Here is a 15,920-nt window from a genome sequence, read left to right as displayed (position 1 = left end):
CAGCCCCTTTATCATCTAATTGGGTTAATTATAATCCAATTTGACTACTTATGATATGGTGATCCAGCATTGATCATAAATGCACGGTAAATTTGTTCAGTTAAGACTAAACGCATCAATTGGTGGGGAAGTGTAAACCGCCCGAATGAAATCTGGGTATCGGCACGTTTTAATACCGCTTCTGATAGCCCTAACGATCCACCAATCACGAACGTAATGTCGGAATGACCATAAGTCGCCAGTTGATCGATTTCCTTAGCAAATTCTTCGGAAGAACGTTCCTTCCCTAAAATAGCAAGTGCATATACATACTCCCGATCACTAACTTTTGCTAAAATTCGGGCCCCCTCTTTTTCGATCACATCATTCATTTGGGCTTGACTTAGGGACTCAGGAGCTTGCTCATCGGGGACTTCTACGATTTTAAATTTGCAGAATCGCGAGAGGCGTTTAGCATATTCTTGGATCCCCGCTTTAAAATACTTCTCCTTTAATTTGCCAACCACTACCAGTTTTATGTTCATTTTTATACATCTCCTTATTAGTTATCCACAGTTTTTCATAAACCTGTGGATAACTTGTGGATAACTACCCCTGTATTTTGTGTTTGGGACAATTTTTTTACCCATATATTGATTTTTGATAAGTGATTAATCCAATAACAGCCTAATAATGAATAATTACTATTAAAACAACGTGAAGCGCAATTGTTTCACGTTGTTTATTTTGATATTTCACAAAATGTTAAATTAACTTCCTTATAAACACTAGAATATTTTAACATTTTAAAAATTATTTTTCACAATCAATTCAGCTTGTTTCCCAAAATGAATATTTAAGAATAAAAAAGACCTTGATCACAAATCAAGGTCTCACATAATTATTTTTCTTCATTCGTTAGTACAGCTGGTGAAAAAAGATGTTCAATTTCATCAATTGGTAATAACTTCTCTTCGATCGCAACATTTTTAACGGATCGATTTTCTGCTAAGCCCTTTTTAATTAGGCGAGTTGTTTTTTCATAACCAATCTTAGGACTTAGAACGGTTGCAGTAACTGCGGAATTATCAACATCAGCAGCACACTGTTCTTCATTTACTTTAAGATCATTCAAACAGTTATCTACCAAAGTTTTAATCGCCCCTGTTAAATGCTCTTCAGCAGTCAAAATGCTCTTAAACATGATTGGTTCAAAGGCATTCAATTCTAGTTGACCGGCCTCTGCAGCCATCGAAACTGTCGTATCAAAACCAGCAACCTCAAACGCCACTTGATTAACTACTTCAGGAATTACCGGGTTAATTTTATCTGGCATAATAGATGAACCCGCCTGGCGCTTAGGCAGGGCCAATTCGTTCAATCCTGCCTTAGGACCACTTGCTAACAATCTCAAATCGTTACTTACCTTTGAAAGGTCAAGTGCCAATGTCTTTAACACCCCAGAAAACGTAACAAAATGGTCGCTGTTTTGAATTGCGTCAATTAAATCTTCATCAGTCGCTAATTCTAGTCCTGAAACAACGTTCAAAGCTTCTACTACATGTTTCTGGTAATAATCAGTCGCATTAATCCCCGTTCCGATTGCAGTTCCGCCAAGGCTGACGGTCTTTAATTCATTTGTTGCCGCACTGATTCGTTTTAGATCGCGTGTAAACAGAGTTGCATAAGCATTAAAACTCTTTCCATATGTAGTGGGAACAGCATCCTGTAACTGAGTCCGCCCTACTTTAATGGTTTCACTATAGCGATTGCTTAAATTTTTAAATTGATCAACCAATCGTTTTACCTGTGCACGTAAAGGTGGCAGTAGCTTTAGCATTGCCATTTTACCAGCAGTTGGGTAGGTATCATTAGTTGATTGACTTTGGTTAACGTCATCATTAGGATGAATTTTAACATCTGGATGCAATTTCATTGCGACGTTGGCAACAACTTCATTCGTATTCATATTAGTAGAAGTCCCAGCCCCACCTTGAATTGATGGAACGATAAAAGCTGAAAAGTCCTTTTCATGTAATAACTTATCACATGCATCCACAATTGCACTTGCTTTTTTTCGATCTAGAGTTTCTGCATTAGCATTGATTTGAGCCGCTGCTTTTTTAATTTCAATGTAACTTTGAATTAACAAGGGGTCGTTCTTTTCCTTTGTTATTGGGAAGTTACCAGCTGCTCGTAAAGCATGAATCCCATATAAAGCATCGTCTGGAACTTTCATTTCGCCAACACAATCTTTTTCAATCCGCATCAAAATGCATCTCCTTAAATTCACCATATGTTATAAAACGTTACATTAAGTATACAAGGAATAAAATATTTGTCAATATTAGTGGCTTAATTTATGTTAAAATACGATTAATAATAATATGAGCATTGAGGGGAATTCAACTTGAACAAATCAATTAAGGGATTGAGTGCAATTATTGCAATCCTATTTTTAACAATTAGCCTTGCGGGTTGTGGTAAAAAAGCAACGCGAGTAAAAATCGGCATTATTGATACTGACGTTAAAATATGGCAACCAACAGTTGATAAACTCAAAAAGCAGGGCATCGACCTAGTCCTAACCCAGTTCAGTTCGTATGATCAACCCAATGGCTCTTTGTTCCACAATGAGATTGATATCAATGCCTTTCAAACTAATGCCTACCTAAAGGATTGGAATCATGAAAATAAGGCTAACTTAACGGCAATTGGTAAAACTTATACGTCACAAATGGGGATTTATTCGCGCTCCATCAAAAAGTTATCGGAGCTTAAGCGTGGAGATACGATTGCATTGCCAAGTGATGATGCTAATAAAGCACGTGCACTGCGCCTATTACAGGATGCAGGGGTATTAAAGCTCAATCACGATCCAACACCCCAAGTTAGCGATGTAACCAAAAATCGGCATAAATTTAGATTTTTCACCGTTGATGCATCCCAAACCGTCCGTGATATGAGTGATTCTACAATTGCGGTCGTAAATAATAACTTTGCAATGGCAAACCATTTAACTACTAAACAGGCACTTTATTTAGAACCACAGCGACTAATAAATAATGCTGATGTAAATGTAATCGTAGTGAATAAAAATGATCGAAATAAAAAGGTCTATAAAAAAATTGTTAAGGCCTTTAGGTCAAATCAAAATAAGCAATACATCAAAAAAATCTCTGATAATTCAGATCAACCACAATGGTAAAAAATAAGCGGCTTCCCAATTAATTGGAAAGCCGCTTATTTATATGTTTCACGTGAAACATTTTATTTTTGAGAACTACTACTACTGCTGCTATTATTAACCTTTAATTGAGAAGATTCCTCAGTTAGTTTAACATTAGTAGTTTTCTTTTCACCATCACGGTAGTAAGTCAATGAAACAGTATCGCCTAATTTATAGGAGTAAAGGATATTTCTAATTTGATCTTGATTAGTAATCTTCTTGCCACCCAATTCGGTAATTACATCGTACTTCTTCAATCCAGCATTAGCTGCTGGTGAATTTGCAGTAACAGTCATAACTGCAGCTCCAGAAGTAACATCATCAGGAAGTTTTAAGATGGACTTTCGATCGCTACTTGAAACATTCGATAGGTCAACATATTCAATCCCCAGTGCAGGACGCACGATCTTTCCACTCTTGATCAACTGGTTAATGATCTTAATAACTTCGTTACTTGGAATTGCAAATCCAATTCCTTCAACACTAGTCCCAGAGGTATCAGAGGATAACTTCATCGAATTGATTCCAATCACTTGGCCAGCTAGGTTAATCAATGGGCCACCTGAGTTACCAGGATTGATGGCGGCATCGGTTTGAATTACAGAAGCGTAGTTACCGGTGGCTTGCCCACTTTCTGTCGTAAGTGGCACCTGACGATTCTTAGCCGAAACGATCCCTTGGGTAAGAGATGAAGCGTAATTCGTTCCCAATGGAGAACCAATCGCAAGCGCAGTTTCACCGACCTTAATATTATCGGAATCACCAAATGAAGCGACTTGAGTCACCTTGCTAGAGCTAATTTTAATAACTGCTAGGTCAGTAACTGAATCCTTCCCCACAATTTTAGCTTGCATTTTTTGCCCATTGCTCAAAATAACCTGCAAAGCTGAAGAACCAGCAACCACATGGTTATTAGTAACAATATAAGCACTATCACCACTCGTTTTATAAATCACCCCAGAACCTTCACTAGTGGTTTGCAAAGTAGAACCAGATGACTTAGAAGAATTACCGAATAATGATGCAAAGGAGTCGCTAGATGAGCTAACCTTTTGGAGATTAATAACTGATACAACTGAATTTTTGACGTTTTTATAAACCGATTCAGCCTGAGTTTGAACATTTACTTTTAAATTACTATTTTGAGCAGTTCCGCCAGAATTGGATCCATTAGGAACAGCTACTTCTCCAGTAATTGGATTATCGTTTTGGAGATAGGAAATGCCACCATATGCAATCCCTCCACCAAGGAGCCCCGTAACAAGAGAAGTCAATCCGACCTTAAAAAGTAGCGATTTTGATTTCATAGACAGCGCGTTAATAAAACGCTTCCTCCCTTATTTCTTTTAACATATCATACCTAATTTTAAATTAGAAATGGTAATGTTTTAACTTATTTTTACCATTTTATAAATTAATTAATTTTGTTGGTTCGCATACATCTGTATCATAAATTGAAAAATCATTCTCAACATCGAACCCCTTGGCCGTCAATATATTAGCAACTGTTTGATGGGCAACTAGCTTAGTGTTGTTATGATGGCTTCGATGGGTAATAAAAATCGCCTTGGTATCATCGCCAATTACGTTCGCCAAAACAACAGCCTCATCTTCATTAGACATATGTCCAGTATCATTTATAATCCGTTGCTTCAAAGGCCAAGGATAAGATCCGTTCATTAACATCTCAACATCGTAATTACATTCTAATGCGAATGCACTCGAATCATTAATGTATTTCTGAATCGTTTCTGAAATATATCCAGTATCAGTAATTAGAACAAATTTCTTAGTCCCGCTTTGGAACATATAACATTGTTCCAGTGCTGCATCATGGGAAACCCCAAAACTTTGCACTTTAACATCATCGAATTCTTGAATCGTGCCCACTGGAAAAACGACCCGTTGTTTTTCTGCAATTACACCTATTGAATTTGGGAAGGCATCCCAAGTCTCTTGGTTAGCAAAAACTTTCAGCTTCGGGCAGCGTCTGGCTAGGACCCCGACCCCCTTCGCATGATCAGAATGTTCATGTGAAACAAAAAGCATGTCGATGTCATTAATTGAACGATCGATTTTTTTCAACAAATTGCTAATTTTGATACCACTCAATCCCGCATCCAATAAAATTTGGTGCTCATTAGTTTCGATATATGCGACGTTGCCTGAACTTCCGCTAGAGAGAATACTAACCCGCATTATATTTGAATCATTACTCATTTATTTAATCACGCATTTCTAATTATTTTTACATATTTGCCAGTTGATTTTTGAGACTATCATTATCGATGATCGAACCACTAAACGCATTAATACACTTAATTTGTAACCCATCAGAGTTAGCCGTCTTATATGCAATAATCCATGTTGGAATAAAAATATAGTTTTGTTTAACGGCAATATATTGGGTATATGACAAGCTAGTCCATTCAATTCGTGAATTATTAGGAATTTCATTATATTGATACAACGCACTTAATGCTTGTTCTTCAGAAATTGTCTGTGATTTTTCACGAAGCGTTACTAAGTTATCCAAATAAGTCTGAGTATAACTGACCAATCTTTTATCACCATCATTATTGCTAATGTTAAAACGAATCTCTCCATAATTTGAATATAATTGAGAACCATATGACTTTTGGACGTAAACAATGGTTGAACTGCTGGATAGTTGACTATTATATTGATAGTCACTTCCATTAATAACAAATGAATCACTCTTGATCAACTGGTTCAACTTTTCTTCAGGATGAGATGAATACATTGCAATTGGTCGTTTAAACTCACTTTGCAAGGTGTGATTACTAAATTTAGTCGTTTGATTTTCTAATTGACCAACAGATTGCCTAATTATGTCATCACGAGTTCCGGAAATATAGTACCCGTTACCATTCGTCTTAGTTGGCGTTTTTAACGTAATTTGATCATTTCGCATTTCTTTAATAATGTTTGAATCCCCAGAACCATCAGTTTGCGTTTGCGGATTTATATTCTGATTCAAAATGGAAAATAGCATGATGTCGATAATTATAAACGTAATTAAAAAAATAATTTGAATTCTTTTAAAGTTCATCTTCTATCCTCCATTATTTACCAGCTAAAATATCATCGTAACTAATCCAATTATTGCCATAACGAACATACCAAGTTGGAATTAAGTTAACCAATACATCCGTTTTAGAGCTACCATGCCAACTATACCCTAACTCAATTCCATTGATTTTATTGCTCTTATAACCTAATTTCTTAAGGGTTTCCAAAACATCCTCCGTACTTGGTAGCTTTACATCAGGCACCCCACTTGGGACTGGAATTTGTAAACTAGCCAGTGAGAATTGGTATTTTAATGAAGAGTTATTATCTACCTGCATGCTAATGAACCCAGAATTAATGTTATTAAAAATTGGAAATCCTTCAACATAGCCACGATAAGTCGTGGTTTGGTTCTTATCGTTATAACCAAAGTACTTCACATTATCCAGTGAGATTCCAGAATTAATTAACATATTATAATTATTATACAAAATTTGATTCAGGCTATCTGGGATGGACTTTGGTCGTTCATCAACGTACTTAACATCATTATTACTATAAAAAGTTATCTGTTTGGAGTCTTGGTCATTATAAACCGTTGAATGACTTTCATGTTTAACGTTAAAGTTCAGCGACTCGCCTAGCAATCTGGTAACATAGTAATTTTGCTGTTGAACGTTCACTAAATAAGCATACTGAGGCATTTCTTGATCTTTTTTAAAGTAGATTAGTGGTTGGTTATTGAAAAATTTCATTGAAACATCAATTCGTTTCATCTTAGTATCCAAAAAGTCATTCAAACTACTTAAGCTATGCTTTTTAATTGATATCTTATAAATCCTGTACCCATTATCATTTAATAAATAAATGTGTCTGGAATCATCCAATGGCAAAATTACCCGATTCACCTTATAATCAGGAAATTTACCAAAACTCTTATTCATAAATTCGTTTAAGATTGGCATTGAAACTTGGCTAGAATAATTGAGCATATATGAATCAGAACGTCTCAACAATCTAAGGTATTCTTCCTTAGATCCAAAGGTAGTGGATTCAATTTTCACATCCTTAAAATTATGGATGTCCTCCCTAATTTCACCAATTAAGTTAATCGATTGATTAACTAATAAATGCTGATTACCATTTTCATCAATATGCATTAATTGGGTCGGTGCATAAACATCATATAATGGCTTGTTATTTAGTTGATTTTTAATATTCGTACCTGCACTGCTAGAAGCATTATTTTTATAATGCGATGGATTCAACCAAAGCGATCCAGATAAAATAATACTAATGATCACTGCCACAGTCAGTAAAAAAGGTAGTAAATATTTTCCCAAGCGATTAATTCTCATCCCATAAATCCTCCTCCATTGGTTCATAAGGGAGCGAAATAAAGAATGTCGAACCCTTGCCATCCTCACTTTTAACCCAAATATGACCACCTTGTGCTTCAATTACCTCACGCGAAATAGAAAGCCCTAATCCAGTCCCACCTTGGGCTCTGGAGCGCGCCTTATCAACCCGATAAAATCGGTCGAAAATATGGTCAATTGCATTCTTCGGGATTCCTAGTCCCTGATCGGAAATGCTCAAGATAACTTGATTATGAGTTTCATAAAGTGAGCAGGTGATTTGTCCTCCATCTGGTGAGTATTTCATGGCATTGTTCATAATATTATCAATCACCTGGGTAAAACGATCGGCATCGATTTCAACCCACAGAGTTTGTTTAGTAAAATTACGAACGATTTTATAGTTATTATTTACGTCAATTCCCTGTTCGGTTTTATTGCCGTTCTTAATGATCATATCAAATTGATTTAAAATATAATTGAACAACTCATTTAAATTAATCATCTCTTTATTGATTTTTTGAGTCCCGGAATCCATCCGTGAAAGGGTCAATAAATCGTTGATCATCCGAATCATTCGATCAGTTTCGTCTTGAGCAACCTTCAAGAAGTTCGGGGCAATTTCCTTATCTTGCCAAGCCCCATCCTGTAAAGCTTCAATATACGAATGAACACTGGTCAACGGGGTCCTTAATTCATGGGAAACATTAGATACAAATTGTTTTCTATCTTTATCAATCTTTTGTTGCTCAGTAACATCCCGTAATACACACACTAACCCACTAATAAAACCAGACTCCCGTTGGATCGATGTAAAATGGGCATGCAAAATTAAATCACGCCCCTCATGGGTGTAATCTAATGAAATCTCTTCTGGTTGTTCTAGTAATTGACGGAGGGAGTAATCATCTTGAATCCCTAAAATATCAAGGATTGAATGCCCAATGATGTGTTCTTCAGCTAAATCCAAGAACTTTGCAGCTTCATAGTTAACAATAATAATATTTCCACGTCGATCAGTAGCTAACACCCCATCGGTCATGTTAGAAAGAACTGAATCCAGCCGCCGCCGTTCAGATTCAGTCGTCTCTTGTGATTCTTCAACCTTCACAGAAAGGTTGTTGACCGCCATTGCTAATTGTCCTAACTCATCTTTTCCATAGACCTGCACTTGTCCAGAATAATCGCCTCGCGCAATTTGCAATGTCTGCTTCTTCATTTCATCAATCGGACGGGTGATCGCACGTGAAATCACAATCGACATTAAAATACCCAATAGCACCGCAATTGCAGCAGCAGCTAAATAGATGATCGTAATATTATTAATCGTTGTATAAACTGGATTTAGACTCGCTTTGATGTAAATCGCACCGACAACGTCCCCATTTTGGCTCCGCAAAAGAGGCGTTACCTTAATAAAGTACTTATTATCATCAGGCTGAATCGTCCTCGTCACAGTTTTATTATTATGAATGGCATCTTTAATGCCTGAATCAACCGATTTTTGGCCAACGATAGCTTGATTATTCGCTTGATTAGTCCCCCGAATAATCCCCTTGCTATCAATGATCTGCACTTGATTATCATTATTATTATCAATATCAGAAAGCAGCGAACGAATCGAAGCGTCAGCCTTTTTAGTATTAGTTTTGGAAAGTTGGTTGGTTAGAGCGTTATTAACATAAGTTGGTAATTGTAGCTGATTTTCAAATGTTTGTACGTTTTTCTTTTCCAACTGGGTAACAAAAACGCCACCGACAATTTCCAAAGTTACTAATAGCATCAAAACGAACACTAATGCCATTTTAAAATCAATTGATTGAAAGAACTTGAATCGCTTATTCAAAACAGGAATACCCCTTTAAAAGCTAGTCCCCCTACTCGTTTTCTGAGTTTCTAAGGTAGTAACCAACCCCACGGCGGGTCACTAACCATACTGGATGACTAGGATTATCTTCTATTTTTTCACGTAACCGTCGAACGGTAACGTCTACGGTGCGGACATCACCAAAGTAGTCATATCCCCACACCGTTTGTAACAAATGTTCACGGGTCATCACTTGACCAATGTGTTGTGCTAAATAATGTAATAATTCAAACTCACGGTGCGTTAATTCAATGCTTTCGCCCCGTTTGGTAACTGAGTAAGCTTGGGGATGAATTACCAAATCACCGATTTTAATATCTTGGTTATCATCATCGGAAGAGTTATCATTAGCGGTTTGCCGACGTAGATTAGCCTTTACCCGCGCTACCAATTCTCGATTTGAGAACGGTTTGGTAACATAGTCATCAGCCCCTAATTCTAGCCCTAACACCTTGTCTAACTCAGAATCCTTAGCTGTCACCATGATTATTGGTGTGTCATGACTTTTCCGCACTTGACGAGCAACTTCTAGTCCATCGATTTTGGGAAGCATTAAATCCAAAATAATCAAGTCTGGATTTTCTTCATCGACTTTTTCAAGTGCTTCTTCTCCATCGTAAGCGACTGAAACATCATAGCCCTCTTTTACCAAATTGAATTTTTCAATATCAGTAATTGGCTTTTCATCATCTACTACAAGAATTTTTTTCATATTTAATTTACCTCTTAAAAAACGATTTCTAGTTATATTTTCTTTTTTTGGTACTTTCGATTACTTTTAGGTTTGAACAGCTAATAAATTATCAGCTTCAAATTAAATTATATCACGGACATACCCTTTGTTCATTGTATTAAAATGCAATTAAAGAACTTTTTTAAACTTTTTTGAAAAAAAGGGTTGCCTTTTTATTTCTCAAATGATATTATATAAATCGTTGATATTTTAGTGATATCGATTTCCGAAACATTTGGGCAGTTAGCTCAGCTGGCAGAGCAACGGACTCTTAATCCGTGGGTCCAGGGTTCGATCCCCTGACTGCCCATCAAATGAGAAGTAGCTATTATGATAAGGTTTAAAGGCCTATCATAATAGCTTTTTTTGCATTCTAGAGCAGATTTTTCATATTAAGAATTATTGTTCAATGGCATTTATTTTGGCATTCAATGTCAGTATGAATGTCAGTAGCGTTTTTTATAAAATAAACCGTTGGGTGTAGCGGGATGTAAGGCTATTCAATTCATTTTGGGTAGCCTTTTCATTTGGCATTTATTGGACATCAACTTTATGAAAATTAAAAATGGTAACCGACTTTAACCCTTAGTCAGTTACCATTTTTTTACTTATGAAGCACTTCCTTATCCATCCCAGAAATAAAGGTCAACTTGTTGCCGCTCTTTACTAATGAAAATGGTTGGGAAGATTTATTAGCAACGCTCCGCCAATGATTAGCACTGGTCTGCTTAATTTTGACGTACTGACCATTAACGTTGGCCCGCTTACCACTTACCAATACCTTTAAATCACTATTATGCCAATAGCCATTCAGCGACGCAGCATTCACTGTTGTAGCACCAGCCATCGAAAGACTAACCGCCGCAAATAGAAGCAAAAATAATCTTTTCATTTGATTACCCTCTTATGTAAATTTAGGATGCATCATCATTATACACCTAAATTTAATCACAATTGTTTACAACAGTCGGTCCAGTTGCATGCGCTTTGCTAAATACTTGCCCGTCTGGCTTTCCTTAGATTTAGCGATGTCTACTGGGGTGCCAGTAGCCACCACTTTACCACCTAGGTTACCACCCTTAGGACCCAGATCAATGACGTAATCGGCATTCATGATCACGTCCAAATCGTGTTCGATCACAAAGACTGTCGCACCCTTATCAATTAACTGTTGAAAAACTTGGTTCAAGACCTCAACGTCCTTGGGATGCAACCCGACAGATGGTTCATCAAATACGAATAGGGTATCATCTTGCTTGCGCCCCATTTGAGATACCAGCTTCAAACGTTGCGCCTCACCACCGGACAAGATGGGCGTACTTTCGCCCAGGATCAAGTAACCGAGCCCCATCTGTGCAAGTGCATTTAAGGTGGCTGCGATCTTTGGTTCATCCTTGAAGACTTGCAACGCATCGGTAACTGACAACGCCAAAATATCGGCAATGCTGTAGTGATGCCACTTTACAGCTAGGGTATCAGGAGCATAACGCTTCCCATGACAAACTGGACAAGTCATCGTCATATCGGGAAGGTATTGAACATCTAGTGAGATCGTTCCCGTCCCCTGACAATTAGGGCAGGCCCCGTCCTTAACGTTGTAGGAGAAGTGCCCTTCGTTCCAGTGGTGTTGTTTAGCCAAAGGGGTATTGGCAAATAATTTGCGCACTGGATCCCAAATTCCACAATACGTTGCCACCGTGGAACGTACGTTTTTACCAATGGGGACCGAATTAATTTCAATCACCCGACTAAGGCCGTTGCTGTTGAAGTGGTCAATGTAATTTGGCAGTGGCTGCGCATCTGCTTGGCATTGCATGGCTTTGACCAATCCGCCCATGACTAGCGTTGACTTACCTGCTCCAGAGTATCCTGAAAAGACGGTCAGCCGATTTTTTGGAATCTTAATCCCAACGTCATTTAAGTTATGCTGCTTTGTGATGTGGAGCTCAAGTTGCCCATTTTGAAAAATTTGATTTGCAGCTGCTTGAGGACGTTCGATAATCTTTCCCTGGCCCTTTAAAAAAGGTGCAATGATCGAATTGGGTTTTTGTTTAACCTCATCAGGCGTTCCATAATCAATTACCTGGCCACCCAGGCGTCCTGCCTTCGGGCCAATTTCAATGATGTAATCAGCTGCTGAAATGATATCAATATTATGGTCCACCACGACCAATGAATTCCCCTGGCTAACTAATTGTCGCAAAATTTCGATCAAGCCAGCAACGTTCGCGGCATGTAGCCCCACTGAGGGTTCATCTAATACGTATAAAACACCGGTCGTTTGACTCCTTAGCGTTCGGCCCAATTGAATCCGCTGCAATTCACCAGTTGATAATGTATTCCCAGCACGCCCCAATGTTAAGTAGTCTAATCCCAGGTCATATAACGGTTTGATGGCCGCCTTAAATTCGTTGATTAGACTAGTTACCAGTTCATGCATATCATTTGGTAATGAATGATCTAAATCAGCTAAAAATGGGACTAAGTCGAGGAGTGTCATCTCGCTGACTTCGGCAATGTCTTTGCCAAATAGCTTTGTTGTTAAAACATCTGGATCAAACCGCTGCCCGTGACAACGTGGGCATGTATCAAAGGCATAAAAGCGATTCAAGCGCTTGATCGAACGGGGATTCTTGGTGGTCTTCATACTATCTTCAACGGCTGCGAATGCATTTTCATACTTCGCATTCAAGTTGAACACCCGTCCCGTCTTAGATGGCATGCTGATTTGATACTTCTTACCAGGTCCATTGAACACGAGGTCCTTTTCGCGTGCGGTCAGATCCTTAAATGGAACGTCGATGCGAATCCCTACCTCCCTAGCAACAGTTGGCATGAAGTTTCGACCTGGTAAGTGCCAAGAAGCAACGGCACCATCTTCAATCGTTTCGTTCTCATCCTCGATCAACGCTGATTTAAGGATTTGGCGCACCTTACCAGTCCCTTGACATTCCTTACATGCCCCCTCGGCATTAAATGCAAATGATTCCGCACTGGGGGCGGAGAATTTAACCCCACAGGTTGGACACTGAATCTTGCCCATCTCATGACCCTCAACATCCATTGCCTGGGCCACCTTAATCGTGGGTGGCACCGTGTGACCGTTCGGACAGGTATAAGATCCCAGCCGTGAGAACATTAATCGTAAAACGTTCAACCCCTCAGACATGGTACCGACGGTCGAGCGATTCCCAGGAACCGTTGGCCGTTGTCGTAGTGCAATTGCTGATGGTAAGTACTCGATTTTATCAACGTTGGGATGGGAATCTTGTCCAATTCGCCGCCGTGTGTAAGTAGAAAGCGCATTTAAATAACGCCGCGCCCCCTCGGCATACAGTGTCCCCATCGCAAGTGATGATTTGCCAGAACCAGAAACTCCCGTGATCGCAACGAATGCGTTCAAAGGAATTGATACGTTAATGTTTTTTAAGTTATTGACCTTAGCCCCGTAGACTTTGATGTCGTCGGGGATCGTTTCCTTATGTTGAATCGCCATATTAAATCGCTCCTCTTTATTTTTATAATTTAAACATTGTCAAAAATCAACTAGTTAAATAACCCTAAATCCATGATTATTATTTCATAATCGTGAATTTTAATTTACAAAAGGATAACATTTATAAATAAATGTTCATTTAGGAATATGATTAATATAATTACATAAATTTTAGAGGTGAATTGAATGTTTCACAAATCAAGTATCAAAAGATTTTCAATTATTTTAGTGACCTCCGTGACTTTCGGTACGGTTGCTACAACTGCGGTTACAAATGCTAGTTATACACCAGATTACAATGCTTCAACAGGAATCAGTGGTGATGATGAGCTAATTACTTCCGCAACTGCACTTAGCAAACTTAAGAATAGTGCAGTGGCAGCCGCTGCAATGGATTCTAGTACCGGTCAATTTGTATATTCCAAAAATGGTAGTACTAAATATGCAATTGCATCTACCACCAAGTTATTGACCCTCTACCTCGCCATTCAAAAGGCCAAAAGATTAAATCAATGGGGACACTTAGTAACGATTTCCAGTAGCCTTAGTAAGATGAGCAAGAGTTATGATCTAGGTAATTTTAGGATGAACACAGGGAGTCGTTATACCGTTCGCAGCCTTTATAAAGCCGCTTTGATCGCATCATCAAATAGCGCTGCGATTGCTTTGGGCCAATACGTTGCTGGATCAAATAATAAATTCATCGCAATGATGAATAAGCAAGCTGATGCTTGGGGAATTGCCAACCAAGCCCATTTTGTTTCAGCATCTGGATTGGAAAACACAGACCTTTACCGTTACGGATTCAAATACGGTAGTCGTTCTGATTATAACAAAGTCAGCGCAAGAGCAATAACAACCATTGCCCAACACCTACTTAAGTTATATCCATCAATCGTCAACGATGCTAATCATCGTTACGCTACTTTAGATGGTCAAACGCTTAAAAATGAAAATGAACTGCTTCCTGGTGGTAGTAGTTACAATCCCGCCCTTAAGGTCGATGGCCTCAAGACGGGTTATACTCCACTTGCTGGCTACTGTTTAGTAAGTACGAGTAAGAATAACGGTCAACGGTTGATCGTTACCACCTTAAATGATAAAAAGGGTTCTAAAGACCAAGCAAGAATGATTGCCGCAATTTACAAATATTCATCACTATTCAATGATTAATAAAAATGCACTTCAAAATGAAGTGCATTTTTTTATTATGATAATGGTTTTAAAATCGTATCAAGTTGTTCAAAAGTCTTGAACCGATCACCGATTAAGACCCCGTCAATCCCAAGTTGCTTAGCTAATTTAGCTTCTCGTGGTTCAACGTGACCACCCAATACTAAACGATACTTAACATTGTCATACTTAGAGAGAATCTTTTTGAGTTCTTTGAAGGTCCGTTCGGCAGTCTCATCAGTATAAAGCCGCTTGCCTTCCAAGGTCGACTTAATTGATTCCCATGAAATGATTACTTCATGATTACTTAAGTCCAAGTCCCCAACAATTTTATTGAATTCTTCTTCAATTCCATCTTCATCGTTTTGAGATCCCATACAGATGATTGGAACAATTTTATGACGCAGGGCATTTTCCAGCTTGTTGTGAATAATGTCGTATCCTTCGTGTAACTGAATCCGCCGTTCCAAGTGTCCAACAAAAGCATACTTGATGCCAAGGTAATGCAATTCATCAGCGGATGGTTCACCGACAGTCCGCTTGGTAATTGTAATGTTTTGGGATGCTTCTTGGAAATGATTAAAATGATTAGGTTGCAACATCACTGGTGAAATGATTAAGTCAGGCTTAAAAGAATGTTTTTCAACATCATCCATCATTTTTTGTTGTTCTCTAACAGGCATTAAAGTCTTAAAATTCATAATACATAGCATATTGAATTACTCCTTAGTTATGAAAAATACTTAATAGGTCAATAATAGCACATCTGTATATCAGACAGATAATATTTTCACCTACGAATTAGCCAAATTATGATTAACACCGCAACTAGCAAAATTAAAACATTTTGCTTTGTTTTCCCATTATTAGCTCGAATGAGCCATTCATTAAAGCGAATTAGGTTAAGGCGTTGGACTAAGCGGGGATGCTTAATTAATAGCCATTTCCAAAAACGGTATATTAAGTAAAATACAAGTAGCACGATTACACCGTATAGAACTATCCATGATGCAACTATGATCAGTGCAATGATTACCGCGATCGCTAAAATC

General features: G+C 38.1%; 13 protein-coding genes and 1 tRNA gene. 3 read left to right on the top strand and 11 right to left on the bottom strand.

The window, feature by feature from the left end:
• Positions 1-44: 44 nt before the first annotated feature.
• Together rlmH and ACSVI6_RS01300 are read right to left on the bottom strand one after the other, a co-directional pair.
• Complete coding sequence (gene rlmH / locus ACSVI6_RS01305; protein WP_491716932.1) at positions 45-524, bottom strand: 23S rRNA (pseudouridine(1915)-N(3))-methyltransferase RlmH; 480 nt, start codon at positions 522-524, stop codon at positions 45-47.
• A 356-nt stretch (positions 525-880) separates the two neighbouring features.
• Complete coding sequence (locus ACSVI6_RS01300) at positions 881-2,248, bottom strand: aspartate ammonia-lyase (RefSeq protein WP_491716931.1); 1,368 nt, start codon at positions 2,246-2,248, stop codon at positions 881-883.
• Between the two features lie 141 nt (positions 2,249-2,389).
• Here ACSVI6_RS01300 and ACSVI6_RS01295 point away from each other — a divergent pair, with 141 nt between their 5' ends.
• On the top strand, positions 2,390-3,187 hold the full coding sequence (locus ACSVI6_RS01295) for a MetQ/NlpA family ABC transporter substrate-binding protein (protein WP_491720780.1): 798 nt from the start codon (positions 2,390-2,392) through the stop codon (positions 3,185-3,187).
• 62 nt (positions 3,188-3,249) lie between these two features.
• On the opposite strand, the gene ACSVI6_RS01290 is transcribed toward ACSVI6_RS01295, so the two are convergent.
• The 6 genes from ACSVI6_RS01290 to yycF form a co-directional block, all read right to left on the bottom strand.
• A complete protein-coding gene (locus ACSVI6_RS01290) occupies positions 3,250-4,515 on the bottom strand; it encodes a S1C family serine protease (protein WP_491716929.1) in 1,266 nt (421 codons plus the stop codon).
• A 100-nt stretch (positions 4,516-4,615) separates the two neighbouring features.
• Complete coding sequence (locus ACSVI6_RS01285) at positions 4,616-5,428, bottom strand: MBL fold metallo-hydrolase (protein WP_491720779.1); 813 nt, start codon at positions 5,426-5,428, stop codon at positions 4,616-4,618.
• Positions 5,429-5,456: 28 nt separating this feature from the next.
• The gene (locus tag ACSVI6_RS01280) at positions 5,457-6,281 is read right to left on the bottom strand and encodes a two-component system regulatory protein YycI (protein ID WP_491716927.1); all 825 of its coding nucleotides are present in this window, start codon (positions 6,279-6,281) and stop codon (positions 5,457-5,459) included.
• A gap of 13 nt (positions 6,282-6,294) precedes the next feature.
• Positions 6,295-7,599 (bottom strand): YycH family regulatory protein, encoded by a 1,305-nt coding sequence (locus ACSVI6_RS01275; RefSeq protein ID WP_491716926.1) that lies wholly within the window; start codon positions 7,597-7,599, stop codon positions 6,295-6,297.
• Positions 7,589-9,445, bottom strand: a complete 1,857-nt coding sequence (gene walK, locus ACSVI6_RS01270; RefSeq protein ID WP_491720778.1) for a cell wall metabolism sensor histidine kinase WalK — start codon at positions 9,443-9,445, stop codon at positions 7,589-7,591. The genes ACSVI6_RS01275 and walK overlap by 11 nt, the downstream gene beginning before the upstream one ends.
• Positions 9,446-9,476: 31 nt before the next feature.
• On the bottom strand, positions 9,477-10,178 hold the full coding sequence (yycF, locus tag ACSVI6_RS01265; RefSeq protein WP_491716924.1) for a response regulator YycF: 702 nt from the start codon (positions 10,176-10,178) through the stop codon (positions 9,477-9,479).
• Positions 10,179-10,436: 258 nt separating this feature from the next.
• On the opposite strand from yycF, the gene ACSVI6_RS01260 reads away from it, so the two are divergent.
• Positions 10,437-10,509 (top strand) — tRNA-Lys (locus ACSVI6_RS01260).
• Between the two features lie 294 nt (positions 10,510-10,803).
• Here ACSVI6_RS01260 and ACSVI6_RS01255 read toward each other — a convergent pair.
• Positions 10,804-11,091 carry a hypothetical protein gene (locus tag ACSVI6_RS01255; protein ID WP_491720777.1) on the bottom strand — a complete coding sequence of 96 codons (288 nt, stop codon included), beginning with the start codon at positions 11,089-11,091 and terminating at the stop codon, positions 10,804-10,806.
• A gap of 66 nt (positions 11,092-11,157) precedes the next feature.
• The gene (locus tag ACSVI6_RS01250; protein WP_491720776.1) at positions 11,158-13,695 is read right to left on the bottom strand and encodes an excinuclease ABC subunit UvrA; all 2,538 of its coding nucleotides are present in this window, start codon (positions 13,693-13,695) and stop codon (positions 11,158-11,160) included.
• Positions 13,696-13,881: 186 nt separating this feature from the next.
• On the opposite strand from ACSVI6_RS01250, the gene ACSVI6_RS01245 reads away from it, so the two are divergent.
• Entirely contained in the window at positions 13,882-14,868 is a 987-nt protein-coding gene (locus tag ACSVI6_RS01245; RefSeq protein ID WP_491720775.1) for a D-alanyl-D-alanine carboxypeptidase family protein, read from the top strand.
• A 35-nt stretch (positions 14,869-14,903) separates the two neighbouring features.
• Here the strand turns inward: ACSVI6_RS01245 and ACSVI6_RS01240 are convergent, their stop codons facing one another.
• Entirely contained in the window at positions 14,904-15,569 is a 666-nt protein-coding gene (locus ACSVI6_RS01240; RefSeq protein ID WP_491716920.1) for a triose-phosphate isomerase, read from the bottom strand.
• Between the last annotated feature and the right edge of the window lie 351 nt (positions 15,570-15,920).

The organism is Nicoliella sp. ESL1106, assembly GCF_058509965.1.
The sequence above is the reverse complement of the archived record's forward strand: the minus strand, read 5'-3'. Positions and strand labels throughout refer to the sequence as shown.